8 protein-coding genes and 1 pseudogene are annotated in these 19,253 nt (G+C 55.1%); 3 read left to right on the forward strand and 6 right to left on the reverse strand.

From position 1 onward, the window contains the following. Positions 1–41: 41 nt before the first annotated feature. The 6 genes and pseudogenes from MUB23_RS05555 to MUB23_RS05580 form a co-directional block, all read right to left on the reverse strand. Positions 42–1,097 carry a TRAP transporter substrate-binding protein gene (locus MUB23_RS05555; protein WP_244799348.1) on the reverse strand — a complete coding sequence of 352 codons (1,056 nt, stop codon included), beginning with the start codon at positions 1,095–1,097 and terminating at the stop codon, positions 42–44. 26 nt (positions 1,098–1,123) lie between these two features. Continuing rightward, the gene (locus tag MUB23_RS05560; RefSeq protein ID WP_244799349.1) at positions 1,124–3,289 is read right to left on the reverse strand and encodes a helix-turn-helix domain-containing protein; all 2,166 of its coding nucleotides are present in this window, start codon (positions 3,287–3,289) and stop codon (positions 1,124–1,126) included. A 145-nt stretch (positions 3,290–3,434) separates the two neighbouring features. Next, entirely contained in the window at positions 3,435–5,174 is a 1,740-nt protein-coding gene (locus MUB23_RS05565) for a hypothetical protein (RefSeq protein WP_244799350.1), read from the reverse strand. Positions 5,175–5,442: 268 nt separating this feature from the next. Further along, positions 5,443–6,297 (reverse strand): annotated as a pseudogene (locus tag MUB23_RS05570) (nucleoside recognition domain-containing protein); the annotation flags it as partial. Next, complete coding sequence (locus tag MUB23_RS05575) at positions 6,219–7,904, reverse strand: recombinase family protein (RefSeq protein WP_330641796.1); 1,686 nt, start codon at positions 7,902–7,904, stop codon at positions 6,219–6,221. The pseudogene MUB23_RS05570 and the gene MUB23_RS05575, both read right to left, overlap by 79 nt. Further along, positions 7,897–8,043, reverse strand: coding sequence for a hypothetical protein (locus MUB23_RS05580; RefSeq protein WP_244799351.1), 147 nt, complete (start codon positions 8,041–8,043; stop codon positions 7,897–7,899). The genes MUB23_RS05575 and MUB23_RS05580 overlap by 8 nt, the downstream gene beginning before the upstream one ends. Positions 8,044–8,289: 246 nt before the next feature. On the opposite strand from MUB23_RS05580, the gene MUB23_RS05585 reads away from it, so the two are divergent. Genes MUB23_RS05585 through MUB23_RS05595 form a run of 3 tightly spaced genes read left to right on the forward strand, consistent with a single transcriptional unit; the run spans position 8,290 to position 19,228 of the window. Further along, complete coding sequence (locus MUB23_RS05585; RefSeq protein ID WP_244799352.1) at positions 8,290–15,855, forward strand: non-ribosomal peptide synthetase; 7,566 nt, start codon at positions 8,290–8,292, stop codon at positions 15,853–15,855. After that, positions 15,856–17,748: a sensor histidine kinase gene (locus MUB23_RS05590; protein WP_244799353.1), complete on the forward strand. Its 1,893-nt coding sequence runs from the start codon at positions 15,856–15,858 to the stop codon at positions 17,746–17,748. It abuts the gene before it with no gap. Then, on the forward strand, positions 17,735–19,228 hold the full coding sequence (locus MUB23_RS05595) for an HD domain-containing response regulator (protein ID WP_244799354.1): 1,494 nt from the start codon (positions 17,735–17,737) through the stop codon (positions 19,226–19,228). The genes MUB23_RS05590 and MUB23_RS05595 overlap by 14 nt, the downstream gene beginning before the upstream one ends. Positions 19,229–19,253: the final 25 nt, after the last annotated feature.

Here is a 19,253-nt window from a genome sequence, read left to right on the forward strand (position 1 = left end):
CCCGGCTTCCCGGAGAACGCAAGCGGAATCCTTAAGAGAGATCAGCCCGGATCAGAACCGCCCTCCGCTTTCTGGTTTTCCTGCTTCAGCGCCTCCAAAAGCTCCTGGGGCACGATCGCTTCAATCTCCTGAAAAACGGGCTGGGCCAGGCCGCGCAGCGCTTCCTGTTCCACTTCTGTCAGATGGTACACCGTCAGCCCTTCTTCCCCCCGTCCTTGGCTGTTCTCCCTGTACATCTCTTCCTGCCGGGCGCCGAACAAGTCCCGGAGAGTCCGTTTCAACACTGTCTGATACTCACTGGGAAGGGACTGAAAAGTTTCGGCGTTCATCACAAAGGCGCTTCCCATGACAAACAAGGGACATTTCAGCGCATAGGGCTGCGCGTCCAGCAAGTTTTGGCTCTTTAAAATTGTATATGTGGTCTCAATTCCGTCCACTCCCTTCTCGTCCAGGATATAGGGCAGGCCGTTCAATCCAATATCTTCTACCCGCGTCATGCCTAAAAGATCGAACAGCTTGTTGTGGAACGCGCTGCCGCTGGTTCTGAGCCGGATCCCCTGGAGCTGCTTTAGGGAAGTGATTGGGGCTGCGGAGGAAATCAGCCAGTATTCGCCGGTCCGCAGATACAAAAGTTCCAGCCCTTGTTTTTGGAAGCATTCATTCATCCGGTCAAAGAACATGCCCTCATACACCATATAGGGGCGGATGTATTCCTCATAGCAGGCGGGAATATCCAGCACCGTCGCTTCCGGCACGATGGACGCACAGGCCGATGTGCTGCACGCCACAATGGATAAGGTCCCGTTTTGAACGGCTTTTAGCATCTCCTCGCCGCTGCCCAGGACATTGTCCCCATACAAAGACAACTCCACATCCCCCTCGGTTCCCTCGTACATCCGATCCTTCCACTGCGTTAAACTGGCCGTATACCCTGTGCCGGAATAGCCGACGCCAAAGCCATAGGCCGCCCGATCCCGCTCCGTCTGTACCGGGGCGGTTTCGGATTCCGAAACCAAAACGCTTTCCCTGCACCCCGCCAGGCTGAGCAGGCCAAGAAGCAGCGCGGCCGCCATCCATCTCCCTTTTCCTGTAGTCATCTATTCCTCCCGCTGTTTTTCTATGGTCATCCTTGTTTTCGATAGGTACCCGGAGTCATATTTTTATACCGCTTAAAAACCCGGTTAAAATTTTGCAGGGAATTAAAACCGGTTTTAAAACCAATTTCCTTCACCGGGATCTTCGTCTGCCGCAGCAAGATTTCTGCGCGCTCCACCCGGCACTGATTGACATAGCTGACAAAATTCATTCCGCAAATCTCACAGAACAGGCGGCTTAGATACGCGCTATTGATTCCCACCATCTCCGCCACCAGATCCAGAGACAGGCTGCTGTCCGCCGAGTGCTCCTCGATATACTCCCTGGCCTGCTGGACATACCGGTTCTTGCTTTTTTGGCCGTAATGGCCCAGGCACCCGATCGCACGCTGGCTGGTTTTCCGCACCACCTGTTCCAGATGTTCCCGGTCATCTTCTTCCGCGCTCTGGTGGTACGGTGCAAAAAGGTCCATCTTGTCCTCCGTGGCATGGAGGGAAATCATCCGCTCCGCCAGAGCGCCGATAAGTTCCTCGTACCGCCCCCGTATTTCCTGCTCGTCTCCCGCGGCCTCCCGGATCCGGTCCAGCAGTCCGTCCAGAGCGGCATAGGCCTTTTTCCAATCCCCGCCCACAGCCGGTTCTAAGATTTCATGAAAATCCACCCTGCTGCCGCTGTTTTCTTCCTCCTGATCCCAGTGATAACGCCGGTACCGGAAATCCTCGCGGGCTTCCCGATAGGAATCCGGGAGATTTTGAATCCCCCGGTAAACGCTGCCGGAGCCGATCAAAAAGGAATGCTCCGCTCCGCACTGTTCGCCGAACGCGGTCACCTGATCCGCGCAGTCCGCCTTCCACCTGCCGGCCTGCTCCGCCGTCCATTCTTCCGGCAGACGGACAATCAGAACCAGAGAAGCGTCATCCATCAAAACCGGCTCCAAAATCACCTGAGATTCCAGGGCCTCCTCCTTTGCCAAGCTCTGGCACAGTTTTCCCATCACCATATCCGCATCTCCGGGAAAATCCTCGGTCAGCCCCCCGACAAACACCAGGTAGCGTCCGTCTTCTCCCAGGCGGCCGCCCAACTGGTGGAGACGTTCTTTTAGGAGTGAGTCGGGGAACGTTCTGCCCATCAAAAGGTTTTTATAAAACCGCTCCCGGACAATGGGAGCCATGGCTTCCACCTCCTGGGTTAAGTTATCTTTTTTCTCCAGCGTGGTTTCATAAATTCTCCGCACGGTATCCAGTTCCGTCTCCCCGTTCCCCGCTCCCGGTTCTTCTTTTCCGCCGACAAAGGAACGCAGTTTGTGAATCGGGGTATAGATGGTAAGCGTCACAAACACCGCGGCGGCGGCGCTGATTCCCAAAAAGAGGACTGCCCAGACGCCAAACACCCGCAGCGTGGCCCGTAAGTCCAGCACGTTGTTGTCCGAGTCATTCTGAATCCCGAATTTCCACCCGGTTTCCCCGGTATAATCCATTGTGAAAGGGACAGCCTGCTCCCCATTCCCCGCCGTTCCCGTGCCGTAGATCTCATCCCCGGACGGCGACAGCACCGCCAGGCAATCCGACGGATCCGTTAAAAGATCCCCCAGGAAATCGAACAAGACCTTCCTGTCGATCTCTGCCAAGATCGCCCCATTGGTCTCCGGCGTCGGATAATCGACCAGCACGGCCACCTCCTCGCCTACCGTAATCAAATGCACAGAAAAATCTTCCTTTCCCAGCTCGGTCCGGACAGCCTGGGAATGAAATTCCGGAAGATATTGCCGGAACGCGCTTTCCTTGATTTCCCCGATATTCCCCTGATCATCATAGAGCATTCCGTCATGGTAGCTGAACAGGACCGCCGATTTTGCCAGAGGGTAATCGCTCTGAAAACTTGAGAGGGTTTTGATGATTTCCGTCTTATCGTGATAAGTAATCCGTTCCGGAATCAGAACGGCTTTGGTGATCTCCGTATTCCACAAAACGGAGCGCATGGCGCGCCCCAGATCCAGCAGGGCCGTATCCGCGTATTCGCTGGCGGTGATCAAAATCTGCTCTTGATAATTTTTGCTTCTCTCCCGGTAGCTCTCAGACAGATAAGAATGGACAAAGAAAAAGACCAAAAGAAACATCAGAAAAACCATTGCCACAAGAAGCAGCAAAATCCGATAAAATAAACGCTTGGATTTCATATTCTGAAAGATTTTCATCCCATTTCCTTCCCATTTCCTGCTAACTTGGCTGCTTTGTGCTAATCATGATAGCACAAAAAAATCCCGCCGGAAAGACACACTTTTCGACGGGATGGTAAAGAAATGTTACTTTTCGGGTCCCTGCGCTTGCCGGGTCCCGTTTTTATCCGATTACGGTGATCAAATCCGTTGCCACAGCCACCCAGGTCATGATCACGGCGTTGATCACGGCGCCGGTATGGAAGCCGCCAGTTTTTTTGTAGCAGTATGTCGTCACCTTGCACGTGATCAAATAGGTCAGGATACAATTCAACAGCGTGGAATTCGCGCGGGACATCTGCACATTGGTGATGGCCGTGTAGCCGGTGAGGAACAGTTTTCCGTATGTAAAGATCAAAAACGCAGCCGCCGGAATGGTGCTGGAAAGCCACACCAGGAAGGTAAAACGGCCCTCCGACTGGTTCCGGAGTTTCAGGCCGATGGTCTGGCTGAAATTAAAGATACCAAAGAAGAGCAGGTACAAGGGGAAGTAAGTCAAAAACAGCCCCCATCTGGTATCGTTCAAGACATTGATCTGCACCTTCCACAGCCGGGGAGACAGCCCGAAGAACGTCTCTCCCGCCTGAACGAGTCCATACACCACAAGGACCGCCAAAAAGCCCAGCAGCAGGGATTTGAAAAAGTTCGGCCAGGTGGTCTTGGCGTGAGTCAGGATCCGTTCTTTATTGATGTTTTTATCCCATTTAAAACGGATGGCGAGGATCACCACCGTAAGCAAAGCGCTGCATCCGAACCAGAACACAAACCCGTTGGTATTGTTGATCCGCAGAATATTTTTCACATGGCCCAGGATTGTCTGGCCATTATAGATGGCCCACTTGCAGATCAACGTGTTGATGATGGCCGGCATGATAAAGTAAAACAGGAACGGCGCATTGACGCCGGATACCGGTTCCGGCATCGGACGCTTGATACTCTGGAAAAAGCGGCGCTCCAGCAGGAAAGAAATCATCGGGAAGAGCATCATCAAAGCGCCCACCATGGCAAGGGAGGTGCCGAGCTCCTTTACCCCGTAGATCGTCCCCTCCGCTTGAAGCAAAGCAGGCGCCAGCGCTTTTTCAAAGAAGGCAACCGTATCCAGAATGGGAGTTTTAAGGACCAGGGCTGTCGCATGGCCTGAATTTCCCGTATAGAGAATCCGCCCGGTTCCGTCCTCTGTGTTTCCGTACCAATTTCCCATCTCGATTTCCGAGACGCCCAGCTGTTCCGTAAAAGGCGCCGCCGTGGCAATATCCCGCGGGGAAGATTTTCCCTGACCATAGGTGTTGTCCCAGCTTCCGATAAAGACGCCCATGTTGATTCCTTCCAGGTTAAAAGTTCCGGCGCCCAGATACATCACCGCTTTCATGCCCTCCGCTACCTGGGCCGCGTCGTCGCCGGTGGTCACCGCATATTTCGCCCGTCCGCTTCCGGCCGAATGTCCGACCGCGCCCATCCGGGTTTCATCCACAAAAGCCAACTCTTTCAGGTACGCCATGGCACCTCTGGATCCCACATCCGGCCGTGTCACCACGTCGGACCGTCCGATCGTATAGGGATCCACAGCCATAACCACATAGCCGCGCCTTGCCAGTTCGATGCAGACGCCGCTGAGATTTTCCAGGCTTGCATTTCCACCGGGAAGCCCCAAAATTCCGGGAGCCGGCGTCTCCGGCGTAGCATTGTCCGGAATGTACATTTTCGCGCTCATCTCATAGCCGTCGTTGGTAACGAATTCAATCCGGTCCACGCGGACAGTTCCTCCGCCGGTCTCCGCATACTTCGCGATTCCAAATCCTGCCGTGAGAATGATCAGAGCCAAAATCGCTACCAGCAATTTTTTGTCTAATTTCTTTTCTCTCATATCATGATTCCTCCTCTCCTCTTAAGGGAATTGATTGTGTCGAAATCATCATAAGAGATTATCATTCCAATTTCCAGAAACGATTTTTTGTAAGAAAACCGATTTCCACGAAAAAGTAAAGAATTGTTCTTTATTCAAAAAAATGTTCCTGATTCTCCTGATTCAGCCCTGTTGTTCCCGCTCAAGCCGGTTCCGAGAAAAACAATAGGTTCAGGGAAGAGAGCTCCTCTCTTTTCCCTGAACCTTGAAAGCTGCGGTTCCTCCGGCTTCATGCCAGCCCCAATAGCCAAACAGCGCTGTGAAACAGAAAACACACGGTAATACCCGCCAGGGTCGGCACCAGGAAGGCCGCGGCGGTCCATTTCCAGCTCCCGCTCTCCTTTTTGATCGTCAGACAGGTCGTAGAACAGGGCCAGTGCATCAGGAAAAACAGCATAACGCTGACCGCCGTCACCCAGGTCCAGCCGTTGGAGACAAAAAGTTCGCGCAGCAAGGTCAGGTCGCTGATGTCGATCAGGGAGCCCTGGGCCATATAGGCCATGATCATGACCGGTATCACGATCTCATTGGCTGGAAACCCTAGAATAAAGGCCATCAGGATCACTCCGTCCATGCCGAGAAGGCGGGCGAAAGGATCCAGGAAACCGGCACACCAGGCCAAAAGGCTCTGTCCGCCGGCGGACAGGTTCGCCATCACCCAGATCAGGACGCCTGCGGGAGCTGCCACCACCAGAGCGCGGCCCAGCACAAAGAGGGTCCGGTCAAAGATGGAGCGGACAATCACCTTGCCGATCTGGGGTTTCCGGTAAGGGGGCAGTTCCAGGGTGAAGGAGGAAGGGACCCCTTTTAATACGGTCTTGGAAAGAATCCGGGATGAGACAAAGGTCATCAACACCCCCAGCACGATCACCATCGCCAGAAAAATAGAGGATAAAATCGAGGCCCCAAAGCCGCTGGCCCCGCCTAAAAAGAACATGGTGATGACCGCGATCAGCCCAGGGAACCTCCCGTTGCAGGGCACGAAGGCGTTTGTCAGCATGGCGATCAGCCGTTCTCTGGGAGAGTCGATGATCCGGCACCCGACGATGCCGGCGGCGTTGCATCCAAAGCCCATGCACATGTCGAAGGAAATCTGCGGCGCGCAATGTCCCTCTCCTCCTCTTTCCATCCGTAAAAAATACGGATTACCTGCGTGCAGCGGCCGTCCGCTCCCGGCTCCCCCTGGCAGACCTCGATCCGCTCCACCAGCCTGTGCAACAGAGAAAACGAAGGGTCTTCTCCCCGGAGCGCTTCATCCAGCCAGGAAAAGATGTCCCCGCTTTCTATCTCCCTATTTCCGCCGTTATCTTTTTCGGCAAGCGCCTTCCGTCTCGCCGTCACCGTTTTCTGCTCCGCCTCATAGCCGTCCAACAATTTGTAAAAGCGGGGCTCATCCAGCTTTCCGCTCTCCCGGTCCTCATAGAGGTGGCGGATGATCCCGTCCAGTTCTGCTTCCCGCCGTCGGAGCTGTTTTTCCTGCGTCTTTCTGGATCTTCCCGCCTGTTCAGTGTTCCGCTGTTTTAGGCATACCTTGAGCTCTTTCTTTTCCTCTTCTGATAGAGACAGAAGCTCCCGGAATTCGCGGCCCATGATCTCCCAGAGATTCTCGTAGGAAATCCGGTGGCTACCACATTCCCGGATTCCGTAGCGCTTGTATCCGCCGCAGACCAGAGCGTAGCAGCCAGAACGGGAGGCGGCCGTAGACATCCCGCGCCCGCAGTCCCCGCACCGGGCAATGCCGGAAAAGGCGTTCTGAAAGCCATTTTTCGGCTGCCTTCTCCGGGAAACACGCCGTCTCATCACCCGGTGAAAGACCTCCTCGGTCACCAGGGCTTCATGGCGGCCCGGCACCACGGTCCACGCTTCCTTTGGCTTTGCCAATGTTTTCTTGCTTTTCAACGTCGGTTTTTCGGTCTTTCCCTGAACAACGCAGCCCAGATACACTTGGTTTCCCAGCATCTTGCACACCATTGATGAAGTCCATTCTCCCCGGACGGAACAGCCGCACGGCGTCAGATCCGGCCGGTTCCTGCTCCGGTACAACGCCGGTGTCAAGATCCCTTTTTCATTGAATACGTCTGCAATTTGGGCCGGAGAATCTCCCCGGTCTGCCAAACGGAACATTTCCCGGACCACCTCTGCGGCTTCCGGGTCCGGGAGCAGATGATTCTTGTCCTCCGGATCTTTCCGGTAACCGTAAGGGGCGAAATTCCCAATAAAAGCGCCTTCCTTCCTCTTGGTCCGGAAAGCGCTGCGGATTTTTCTGGAAGTATCTCTGGCATACATCTCATTGATCACATTTTTAAAAGGGGCGATGTCGGTGTCCTCCTGCTCCGAATCATAGCCGTCGTTCACCGCAATGTAACGAACCCCTTTGGCGGGAAAATAGATCTCCGTATACCGGCCTGCCGCGATATAATCCCGGCCCAGGCGGGAGAGATCCTTGGTGATCACCAGATTGACGCGCCCGGCCTCGATATCTTCTATCATCCGCTGCCACTGCGGCCGGTCAAAATTGGTTCCGGAATACCCGTCGTCGGCGTACTCTCCGTACACGGAAAAACCGTGCTCTTTTGCAAAGGCGCGCAGCATCTTTCTCTGGGTGGCAATGCTGGAACTCTCCCGCAGACCGTCCTCCCTGGAAAGCCTCATGTAGAGAGCGGCGTGGTATGCTTTCTCTCCCTTATTCAAAGGCTCTCGCCTCCAATCTCTCTTTAAGAATTTCCCCGATCCGCTCTTTCCTGGACTTTTTCCCGATAAAATACCGCTCGACCTTAACCGTTACATCCGGCAGTTCATACCGGCGGACCTCCTCTTTCCTTTCTTCCACTCGGCGTTCACCTCCTGGAACAGCCTATTCCGGACGGCTTGTTCCCTATGCCCGGAAGAGGAACTCCGCTCCCGACAACTTTATTCTATACTCCCGCATTCCGGCTACATTTTCCGTTCTTCTTTTTTTGACAAAAGATGCCGAAATGGATTGCAACCATTGGTAAAACAATGTATAAATAGATTATAAACTTTGTTGAAAGAACCGTTTCTTTTCCGGGCGGCAGACATAAGAGGAAGAATTCCAATGGTTTTAGAAATTGAATCGCAGCTGCACCCCCTATCTCTCAGCCAAAAGAATATTTGGAATCTGGAGAAAAGCATTCCGGGAACTTCCATTAACAATATCTGTACTACAATTCGCATTGAAGGACGGCTTGACTTTTTACTCTTACAAAAAAGTATTCACCTGCTGTTAAAATCCGACATCTCCCTCCGCACCCAGCTCACGTTAAAAGATGAAGAGCCTTGCCAGTATTTTGTTCCTTACCAGGAAGAAACTCTGGAGGTCTATGATTTCTCCCACACCGGGGAGGACGGCATCCATAGCTGGGAGGAGGCCACGACAAGAGAAGTCCTGCCTCTGCTGGATGCCCCGCTGTACCGCTTTTATCTGTTCCGCGCAGGCGAAAACAAAGGCGGCGTGCTGATCAAGGTCCATCACATCATCTCCGACGGCTGGTCCCAGGTCCTAATCTGCAACCGGATCGCGGAAACCTATCTGAAACTGCTCTCCGGCGAAACGCCGGACATGCCGGAAGCTCCCAGCTACCTGCTCCATGTGGAGGAAGAAAACGAGTATCTGGCATCCCGCGCCTATAAAAAAGACCTGGCCTATTGGAAAGAAATGGTGGAAAAATCCGGGGAACCCTCCTCGATCAAATCCGTCAAGACCGCTGCGGTCAGCCCGGTGGGAAGACGCCTCAGCTTTGAACTGCCCCAGGTTCTCAACCATGCCATTTACTCCTTCTGCCAGAAAAACCGGGTGGCGCCTTTTGCTGTTTTTTATATGGCTCTCGCCATCTATTTCAAACGGATCGGCGGGGACCGCCGCTTCACGATCGGCGTTCCCATCTTTAACCGCACCAATTTCACATTTAAGCAGAGCACCGGCATGTTCGTCAACACGCTGCCCTTTTTCAATGAAATCAGCGACGAATGGAGCCTATCGGAGTTCAACGAACAGTTGATGGAAGCCTGGTTTGACCTGCTGCGCCACCAGCGGTTCCCCTTTCCGCACATTGCCCGGCTGGCCGCCGAAGGAAATGGGTCTGACGGCCGCCTCTTTCAGATTGCGCTTTCCTATCAGGACAGCAAAATCTATGAGAGCCCCATTGCCTCGGTTCACTTTTCCGGCCGCTGGCACTACGGGGGGTATCAGGCGGAGCAGCTCTGCATCCATCTGAGCAACATGGAGGATCACCGGAGATACTCGGTGGACTATGATTACCTCAGCCAATTTTTCAGCGAACAGGAGATCGAAGATCTCCACCGCCGCATCTGCAACATTTTGGAGGAGGCGCTGAAATATCCGGACAAACCGATTCACAGCCTTTCGGTCCTCACCAGTGAAGAGCGGGAGCAGGTGCTCTATACCTTTAATCAGACAACAAAATACTGGGAAGAAGGAAGCCTTCAAAGCGCCTATGCGCGGATCATCCGCGAATATCCGTCCCGCGCCGCCGTGATTCAAAACGGAACCCGCACCAGCTATCAGGCTCTGGCAGAGAACGCCCACGCCATTTCCGCGGCGGTCCGCCGGACCATCCAGGAGCCCAACGCCCTGGTCGCGGTTCTGCTCCCGAAAAGCCCTGCTTTATTTGCCGCGATCGCCGGGATCCTGGAATCCGGCTGCGCCTTTTTGCTGATCTCCGCCGAATGGCCGGACCGTCGCATCCTTGACGTCCTGGAAAGCAGCGGCTCCGCCGCGCTCCTGACCGATTTCTCCGTGTGCTCGAAGGATCTCGCGTCCCGCGCGGATCTCCCGGTCTTGTTTGCCGGCCGGCTTCCGGAACAAGAGCCGGATCCTGCCATGGAAGGTGGCCTAAAAATCAGTGACGAAGACCTGGCTTATGTGGTTTATACCTCCGGCAGCACCGGAAAGCCCAAGGGTATTGAAATCACACGGCGTTCTCTTTTTCAGTTTGCCATGGCCATGGCACCGGTTTACGGAAAAGGAGCCGTGCTCTCCGTGTGCAGCGTGGGATTCGACGCCTTCTTGATCGAAAGCGCCGCGGCAATGCTGAACGGACGCACGATCGTACTGGCCGGCGAGGGAGAGGAAGAGTCCCCCAGGGCTTTGGCCGGGTTGATCCGCGGCTATGCCGTGGGTTTTCTCAGCATCACGCCCTCACGACTCTCCGCCATGCTGAAAGTACCGGAATTCCGCTCCGCCATGCGGCTGATGGAAAGTATTGTCTGCGGAGGGGAAGCCTTCCCCAGCGACCTTTTAGGGCAGCTTTTCGCCTGCACCCATGCAAGGATTTTTAATCAGTACGGACCTTCCGAGGCTACCATCGGCGTCAGCTTAAAACTGTTAAACGAGGCTCATCGCCTGACGGCCGGACGGCCCATGCCCGGCTGCAAACTTTATGTGCTGGACGACTGGATGAATCCTCTCCCGATTGGCGTATACGGAACCCTCTATATCGGAGGAGTCTGTGTCGGAAGGGGCTACCGGAACGCGCCGGAGCTGACTGCCGAAAGTTTTCTGGAAAATCCTTTTGAGAGCGGCGGAAGGCTCTACAATACGGGAGATGTGGCCTGTTGGACCAAGGAAGGGGAAATCCTTCTGGCAGGGAGAAAGGACCGCCAGGTAAAGCTGCGGGGCCTTCGCATCGAACCCCAGGAAGTCGCCGCCTGTCTGGCCTCCCACCCGGAAGTCACCGAAGCGGCCGCGCGGGTCTGCCTGATTCAAAATCAACCGGTTTTAACCGGATATTACTGTGCCAGCGGAGACGTTACTGTCTCCGAGCTTTTAACTTTTTTAGCCTCCTATCTTCCCCGGTACATGGTGCCTGCCGAGCTGATCCGTCTGGAACGGCTCCCTCTCACTGCAAACGGGAAGGTGGATGAATCCCGTCTGCCGGACCCGGAGCCGTTTGCCGCGCCGGCAGGTGGCCGGGAAAGCTCCCGCCTGGCCGGACAGATTCTGGAGATCTTTTCCCGGATCCTGGGACAGGATGAATTATCCTGCGACAGCGATTATTTCCTTTTCGGAGGAAATTCTCTAAATGCGATGGAAACCCTGGGGGAAGTGGAAGCCCTGACCGGAAAAAGGCTTCGCGTCACAGACCTTTACGCCTGCCACACGGCGCGCCGCCTGGCGGAGCTTTTAGAAAAGGACGGCTCCGAAGGGAAGGAAGCACAGGAGTCTCTTTCTCCTGCGCCGAAACTGGATCGGTATCCGCTGACGCCGATTCAGCAGGGAATCTATGTCCAGTCTTTCCTGGACCCGACCGGATACGCTTACCACATGGCCGGAGCCTTTCTGCTGCCGGAATCTCCGGATCCCGAACGGCTGCAGGACGCTTTCCGCCGTCTGATCGCGGAGGACGCCATCTTCCGGACCGCCTTTGCCCAGGATCCGGATGGAATTTTCGCCCATGTAAAAGAGTCCGTCTCCTTTGATCTGGGAAGATTAAGCGCCGGCTGCTTCGACGAGGCAGAACGCGCCTTTCTTGCGCCTTTTGACCTGGCTGCGCCTCCGCTGCTCCACGCTGCTTTGTGGGACGGCGGCGAAGAAGGATGCTGCCTATTTCTCGACATCCATCACATGATCGGGGACGGCATGAGCACCCCTGTCCTGCTGGAACGGCTCAGCGCCGGCTATGCAGGGACCGCCGCTCCTTCAGCTGCCCTTAGTTATCTGGACTATGCCTGGGCAGCATCCCGCGCGGAACAACCGGGGAATGAAAAGGACAAAGGATACTGGAAGGAGCATCTGACGCCGCTTCCCTCTCCTTTCCTTCTCCCGGCGGACAAACCCCGGCCCAAGGAATTCACCTTCCGGGGAAAGGCAGTGCTCCACGCCTTTTCGGAAGAGCTCAGTAAAAAATGCAGGACGTTTTGTCAGGATCACGGCGTCTCTCCCTACGTCCTGTTTTTATCGGCCGTTGGGGTACTGCTTTCCGCCGCCGCAAGAACCACGGATTTTCTGATCGGAACGCCGGTCTCCGGGCGGCGCCGTCCGGAATACAAAAAGATCTGCGGACCGTTTATCGACACCATGCCGGTTCGCCTGCGGCCAGAAAAAGATCTGCCCCTTGCCTCCTACCTGGCCATGGTCCAGGATGAGGTGACCGGACTTTTGGACCACCCCGGCTGCTCCTTGGAAGAGATGATCGAAATGTTCTCTCTTCCCCGCACCGTCAATCAAAATCCGCTGTATCAGACGGCGTTTTCCATGCGTCCTTTTGAAGCCGGCGCCCTTTGTTTCAACGGAAAACCAGCGCTGTACCGCCCGGTTTCCACCGGTACAGCCAAATCTGACCTGAGCATCGAGGCCGCGGTTGAACAGGGGATCTGCCAGCTCCGGCTGGAATATGCCGATGATCTTTTCACGGAAGAGACCATTGTCTTTTACGGGTGCTGTATCGAACAGATCACGGCGGAGATCGTAAGAGGAAAGGCCAAAACCATCGGAGAGCTTACCCTGATGAGTCCTGCGGACCGGCTCCGCCTGATTGACCGGCCAAACCGCTCTTATTATCCGTTCCTGAACCTGCCGGTTCATCAGCTGGTAAAAGAGCGGGCGGAACTGTTCCCGGAACAGGCCGCGGTGATCTTCCACGGACAAGAATTCACTTTAGGGCAAATAGAATCACAGGCCTGCGGCATCGCCGGGCTGCTTACATCCTGCGGGGTTACAAAAGGAGAGGCCGTCGGCCTGATCTGCCGCCGTACCTCTGCCCTGTTCGCAGCGATGCTGGGAATCCTAAAAGCAGGCGCAGCTTATGTCCCGATGTTGACCAATTACCCGGCCGCACGGATCAAGACAATCACAGAGACCGCGGGCATACGCCGGATCCTCTGTGACTCCGATTCCGCCGCCATGCTTCCGGAGGAAGTACAGGAACTCCTCCTTCCTCTGGAACAGGCAAAAGAAGGCGATTTTGAAGATGTGCCTGTGTCCGGCCAGGATCCGATCCATATTTTGTTTACTTCCGGTTCCACCGGAAAGCCCAAGGGAGTCCGCATCCCCCACCGCGCCGTCTCGAACCTTTATGAGAGCGTGCGGGAGATGATGGAGGAGCCAAAAGCGCCGGTTCTCTGCGCTAGCCAGGCAATTTTTGATATCTTTATCACGGAAAGCCTGCTGCCTCTTGCCATGGGGAAACCGGTGGTCCTGGCCGATGAAGAGGAGATGCTTCTGCCCTGGAAAATGGCGGAGCTGGCTGCGGCCAACCAAATCGGCTATATGCAGTTCACCGCCTCCCGGCTCCAAATGTGTCTCGGCAACCATAAGTTTTGCCGGGCCGCTTCGGGACTTCACTTCGTCATCGTCGGCGGGGAAGCCGTTGCGCCGGAGCTGGTGAAGAAATTTAAGCAGGTCAGTTCCGGCCGCCTGGTCAACCTGTACGGGCCGACGGAAGCCACCGTCTACACCACGATGATTGATCTTCTTCCCGAAGAGCCCGTCACCATCGGCCGTCCGATGCGGAATATGCGGGTGTACGTGATGGATGAAGAGCAAAAGCCGGTGCTCCCCACGGCCTGCGGCGAACTCTACCTGGCCGGGGCCGGGATCGCCGACGGCTATGAGGGCCAGCCGGACCTGACCAGGGAAGCCTTCCTCCCCGATTACTATTTTCCCGGTGAAAAAATGTACCGCAGCGGCGACCTGGGCCGCCTTCGCGCGGACGGAACACTGGATTACCTGGGCCGGAAGGACGCTCAGGTCAAGGTAAACGGCGTGCGAATTGAATTGACGGAGATCACCAGCGTGATGCTCCAATCGGGCCTGGCGGCTCAGGCTGCCGCCCTGCCCCTGAAAAAACCCGACGGATCCGCGGAAATCTGTGCTTTTTTTGAACAGACAGAGGAAAGGGTGGACGGAGAAGCGATGAAAACCAAGCTTCGCGCCATGCTCCCTTCCCACATGATGCCGTCCCGGATCTTTGCCCTAAAGAAGATGCCGCTGACCACAACGGGAAAGACCGACTTGCAGGCCTTAAAAAAGCTCTGCTCTTGCCCGGAAGTTTCCCCCTCTCCCAGCGTCCGGGAGGAAAGAGATCCATTCCCTGCTGCCGGAGATTCCTTGTTGCCAGAGGAGGAAAATCAGCTTTCGGAGCCCGGAGAATTCCTTTCCGGCGCTCCCTTGCAGAGAACCGAGGAGCCTCCCTCCTCACTTTCCGGCCAGGCTCCCACGGCAAAAGCGCTGCTTTCCATCTGGAAGGAAACGCTGGGCCGGGAGGATCTCTCCGAGGAGATTTCCTTCTTTGAACAGGGAGGCAGTTCTCTGGCCGCGCTGAGCGTGCTCAGCCGTTATTACAATGAACATTGGGAAATGACGCTGGGTGAATTTTATCAAAACCCCACCGCGTCCGCTCAGGCAAGCCTGCTCGCATCAGGCCTAAAAGTTTCCTCCGGACAGGTTGAAGAACCGGATTGCGCAAAAACAGACGCCCCTTATGGGACGCCCGAAACGCAGCCGGCCCCTCTTTCGGCCATGTGGCCTCCGCAGCCAATTTATCCCCGTTTTGTGCCGTCTTCTTCCGGTGAAATCAGCCGGAGGGACGGTATGATCCTGATCACCGGAGCCACCGGATTTTTCGGCTCCCACCTGGTCAAAGCGCTCTTAGAACAGGGCGCCGGTCCCATCTGCTGCCTGGTCCGCGGAGGAAAAGAAGCTCTCCTCGATGCTCTAACCTGGTATTTTGGGCGGGGCTGGGCCATGCAGGCCATCCACTGCATCCACGTGGCAACCGGCGATATCACGCTGCCAAATCTCGGCCTCTCCGAGACAGACCGCCGTTTTCTGTCCGGGCGAACCGCCCTGATCTACCATTGCGCGGCGGATGTGCGCCACTACACGGAAAGCAGTATTTTGCAGCGCACCAACACCGAAGGAACCAAGAATCTGATCCGCCTGGCTCTGGAGGAAGGGGCCGGGCTCCACTATATGTCCACCGCCAGCATCAGCGGGGAATATCTGGCGGACGCTCCGGATTCTTCCGCCGTCTTTACGGAACATGATTTTCAGATCGGCCAGAATTGGTCGGAGAACGTGTATGTGAAGAGCAAGTTTTTGGCGGAGGCCGACATCTATCGGGCCATGAAGCAGGGACTCCATGCCAAAGTCTTCCGCCTGGGCCGCCTGGTCGGCCGGGATGCCGACGGAGTATTCCAAAAGAATCCGGACAGCAACGCCTTTTATTTAATGCTTCGGGCCGGTATCCGGCTGGGCGCTCTCCCTTTGTCCCTTGCGGACACGGGCATTGATCTGACGCCGGTGGATATCTGCGCCGAAGCGGTTGTGGCTCTTAGCCGCAGTGAGGCCACCGCCTATCATCTGGTGAGTCCCCAAGAGATATCTCTGCGCCGGATTACCGAATCCATCGCACCCCAAGTGATGATTTTGGAGGACGCCGTTTTTTCCGAACGGCTGGAAGCGGCCCTCCGCCAAGATGACCGGCAAATTTTGGCGCCTCTGGTGGAGTTTTGGAACCGGGCCCGCCAAAAGCCGGTCCGGATCTCGGTCAGCGCCCAAAAGACCCACCAGGCGTTAAAAGAGCTTGGCTTTATCTGGCCGTCCCCGTCCCCCGCCAGACTCTTGTCTGGATTTACGCATCCTTTCAACGAGGTGAACTGAATGATATCTGATCTTTCCGCCGCTATTTTCGTCGGGGCTCTGGTTGCAATCCTGGTGTTTATTGTCTGGAACATCCGGACTCCCCGGAAATTGCAGCTCATCAATAAGCTGTACCTGGCAATCGCCGTGCTCTATGCGGTCTGGGTGCTGGCGCTGCTCTTCATCCGGTTTACCCGGCCGGAACAAAGGGGCCTGCTTTTTATCTGGGACGCCATCACCAATTCCGTCGGCACCTTTTTGCCTCCTCTTTATTTGTGTATCGCCCTCTCCTTTGTCAAGGGAGGCGGACAGCTGCCGCGGTGGCACCGGTATCTCTTCATCATTCCGGTCATCAGCAACATTGTAATCTGGACCAATCCGATTCACCACCTCCAATACCAGGTATTTTCGGTGGTGAAAAGCGAGATTGTCTTTGGGCCCTATGTGGTGGTTTCCGGTTTGTACTGCTATCTCTGCCTGGCCTCCGGCATCGGCCTGATGATTCGCTTCGCCCTGAAAAACCGGGTCGGCCTGTACATCAAACAGTGCGTGCTGTTTGCGCTGGGCGGACTGTGCCCCCTTGCCGTCGGCATTTTGGCCACGATCTCGGAAAATATGCCGATTACATCAACGCCAATCAGCTTTATCTCAACCATTGTCTGCAATGGGATTGCAATTTACCAGCTGCACTTTTTGGATATCCAGCCCCTGGCCACCCAACAGGTGTTGGATTGGATCTCCGACTGTTATCTGGTTCTCAGCGACAAAGGCCTGGTGATCAGTTATAACCGGCCCTTTGCCGAAGTTTTTGCCTCCCGGTATGGGATCGCAGAAAACCGTTTTCTCCGGGACTGCGTCAAAAAGGAAGACGTCTCCCATAAAACGGCTGTGTATCATTTGATCACGGCCGTGGAATCCTGCCGCCAAGCCCAGTCGGTGATCTCCTATGAACAGGCAGTCACTATCCAAAAGGATGGCGCCGCACAAAAGTATTATTATATCACCGATATTTCTCCGCTGATGGTCCACAATGAGCTTTCCGGTTTTGTCGCGATCTTTAAAGACATCACTCAGCTAAAAAAGAGTATGCAGCAGCTCTCGGAAAGCCAGGCGAGAATGATGGAGCAGGAACGGCTGGCATCCCTGGGCCAGATGATCGGCGGCGTCGCCCACAACTTGAAAACTCCGATTATGAGCATCTCCGGCTGTATCTCGGCCGCAGAAGCCCTGATCGAAGAATGCGAGGACAGTCTGGACGATCCCCAGGTAGAAAAGGACGATTACCGGGAAATCTACGGAGAAATCCGCACCTGGTTTGATAAGGTGCGGGAATCCACCGCCTACATGTCGGATATCATCACCGCCATCAAGGGACAGGCGACCAACGCCGCGCTCACCCAGGAAGCGACGTTCCCCCTCGACGAACTGATCAAACGAGCGCAGCTTTTAATGCGCCATGAACTGTTCAGCGGAAACTGCCGCCTGATCACAGAGTTCGGCCCATGGAAGGAAGTGACGCTTCACGGCGATATCAACAATTTGGTTCAGGTGCTGAATAACCTGATTTCCAATGCCATCGACGCGCAGAAACAGGTGGGCGGCGGCGATATCGTCATCGGCGCGAAACGAGACGAAGAATCCTTCCAGATTTACGTGAAGGACTCCGGTCCGGGGGTAAGCCCTGGGGTACGCCGGAAACTTTTCAAAGAAATGGTCACCAGCAAAGGGACGCATGGCACCGGGCTGGGACTCTATATTTCCAACGCCATGATCCGCGGGAAATTCGGCGGATCCATGTGGGTGGAGGACAACCCCGACGGAGGAGCGGTCTTTACGATCTCCATCCCGTCGAGGCTTGTCGCCATAACCAATGCGGAGGAAAAGAAAGGAGGGGATACCAATGAGACGGAATAAAACATCCGAGAAAAAGGAATATTCCATTCTGGCGCTGGATGATGATCCGATCATGACTTCCACGCTCCAGGCTTATTTTGAACGTTCCGGCTTTCAGGTGGACGTTGAGAACGACCCGAATCAGGCGATCGAACGGATCCGGGAAAATCATTATGATATTCTTTTGCTGGACTTTTTGATGACCCCGATCTGCGGCGACCAGGTGGTCGCGGAAATCCGCAAATTCAACAAGGAGCTTTTTATTATCCTGCTGACCGGGCACAAGAGTATGGCTCCACCCATCCGGACGATCCGGCAGTTGGATATTCAAGGATATTATGAAAAAAGCGACCGGTTTGACCAGCTGGAACTTCTGGTGGAATCCTGTGTCAAATCCATTAAACAGATGAAAACCATTCGAAGCTATCAGAACGGACTTTCCTCCATCATAGAATTTCTGCCCCAGGTTTACCATCTGCAATCTCTGGATCACATGGCGGAGCAGATACTGGAGGCATTGTCGTCTCTGTTTTCCTGCACCGGCTGTTTTCTGGCGGTTCTGCCCCAGAAAAATGCCAAAGATGCCAAGGTTCAGATTTTTCAAAAGGGGGACTTAGAGGATACTGGACGGATGATCGAAGAGATCCGCACCGGTTCTTCCTCCGAACAAAAAGAGGAATCTGTCCTGACGGCTCTTCTTTCCGCTGAGACGTTTTCCCCTGTTGTGTTAGGCGCCGTACTGGCCCAGCCTCCGCTTTATGAAGAGCGCCAGCTCTTTTCCATCTTTGCCCGGCAGACAGAGGCCGCGCTGGGAAACAACGCGCTGCACGGCTTGGTCCGCAGGAAAAATGAAGAACTGACCCAAGCCTACGACAAGCTTGGCGACAGCTACATGGGAATCATCAGCGCCATGCGCCTGATGGTGGACGCCAAGGATTTCAATACCAGAGGCCATTCGGACCGGGTTTCCGAAATCTCCTACCGCATTGCCAAGGAGATGGGGAGGGAGAAAGAATTCTGTGACCGGGTTCGCATGGCCGGCTTGTTTCACGATATCGGAAAAGTCGGCGTTCCGGATCAGATCCTGTTAAAGCCTGCCAAGCTGACGGACGAAGAATTTGACATCATCAAGCGCCATTGCAGCGCGGGCGCGCAGATCCTTTCCGCCGTCCCGTTGTTCCAAAGTATTGTGCCGGCTGTGCGGGCCCACCATGAAAGGCTGGACGGAACCGGGTATCCGGATGGGGTGAAACGCGATGAGATTCCCCTGGAAGCCAGGATTATTTCCGTGGCGGATTCGCTGGATGCCATGATCTCCGACCGGCAGTACCGAAAAGGCTTCCCTCTTTCCAAAGCCCTCGATGAGCTCCGCCGAGGAAAAGGCACGCAGTTTGATCCTGATCTGGTCGATATTCTTTTGGGTCTGATCGAGAAGATGGGGGCAGAACAATTTTTAGAGGAGACCGGGGCAAAGAGGAATTCAGAGCCGCCTGTAAAGTAGGAATCGATTAGGAAGGGAACAATTA

The organism is Cuneatibacter sp. NSJ-177 (assembly GCF_022867805.1).
Classification (GTDB): Bacteria; Bacillota; Clostridia; order Lachnospirales; family Lachnospiraceae; genus Pseudolachnospira.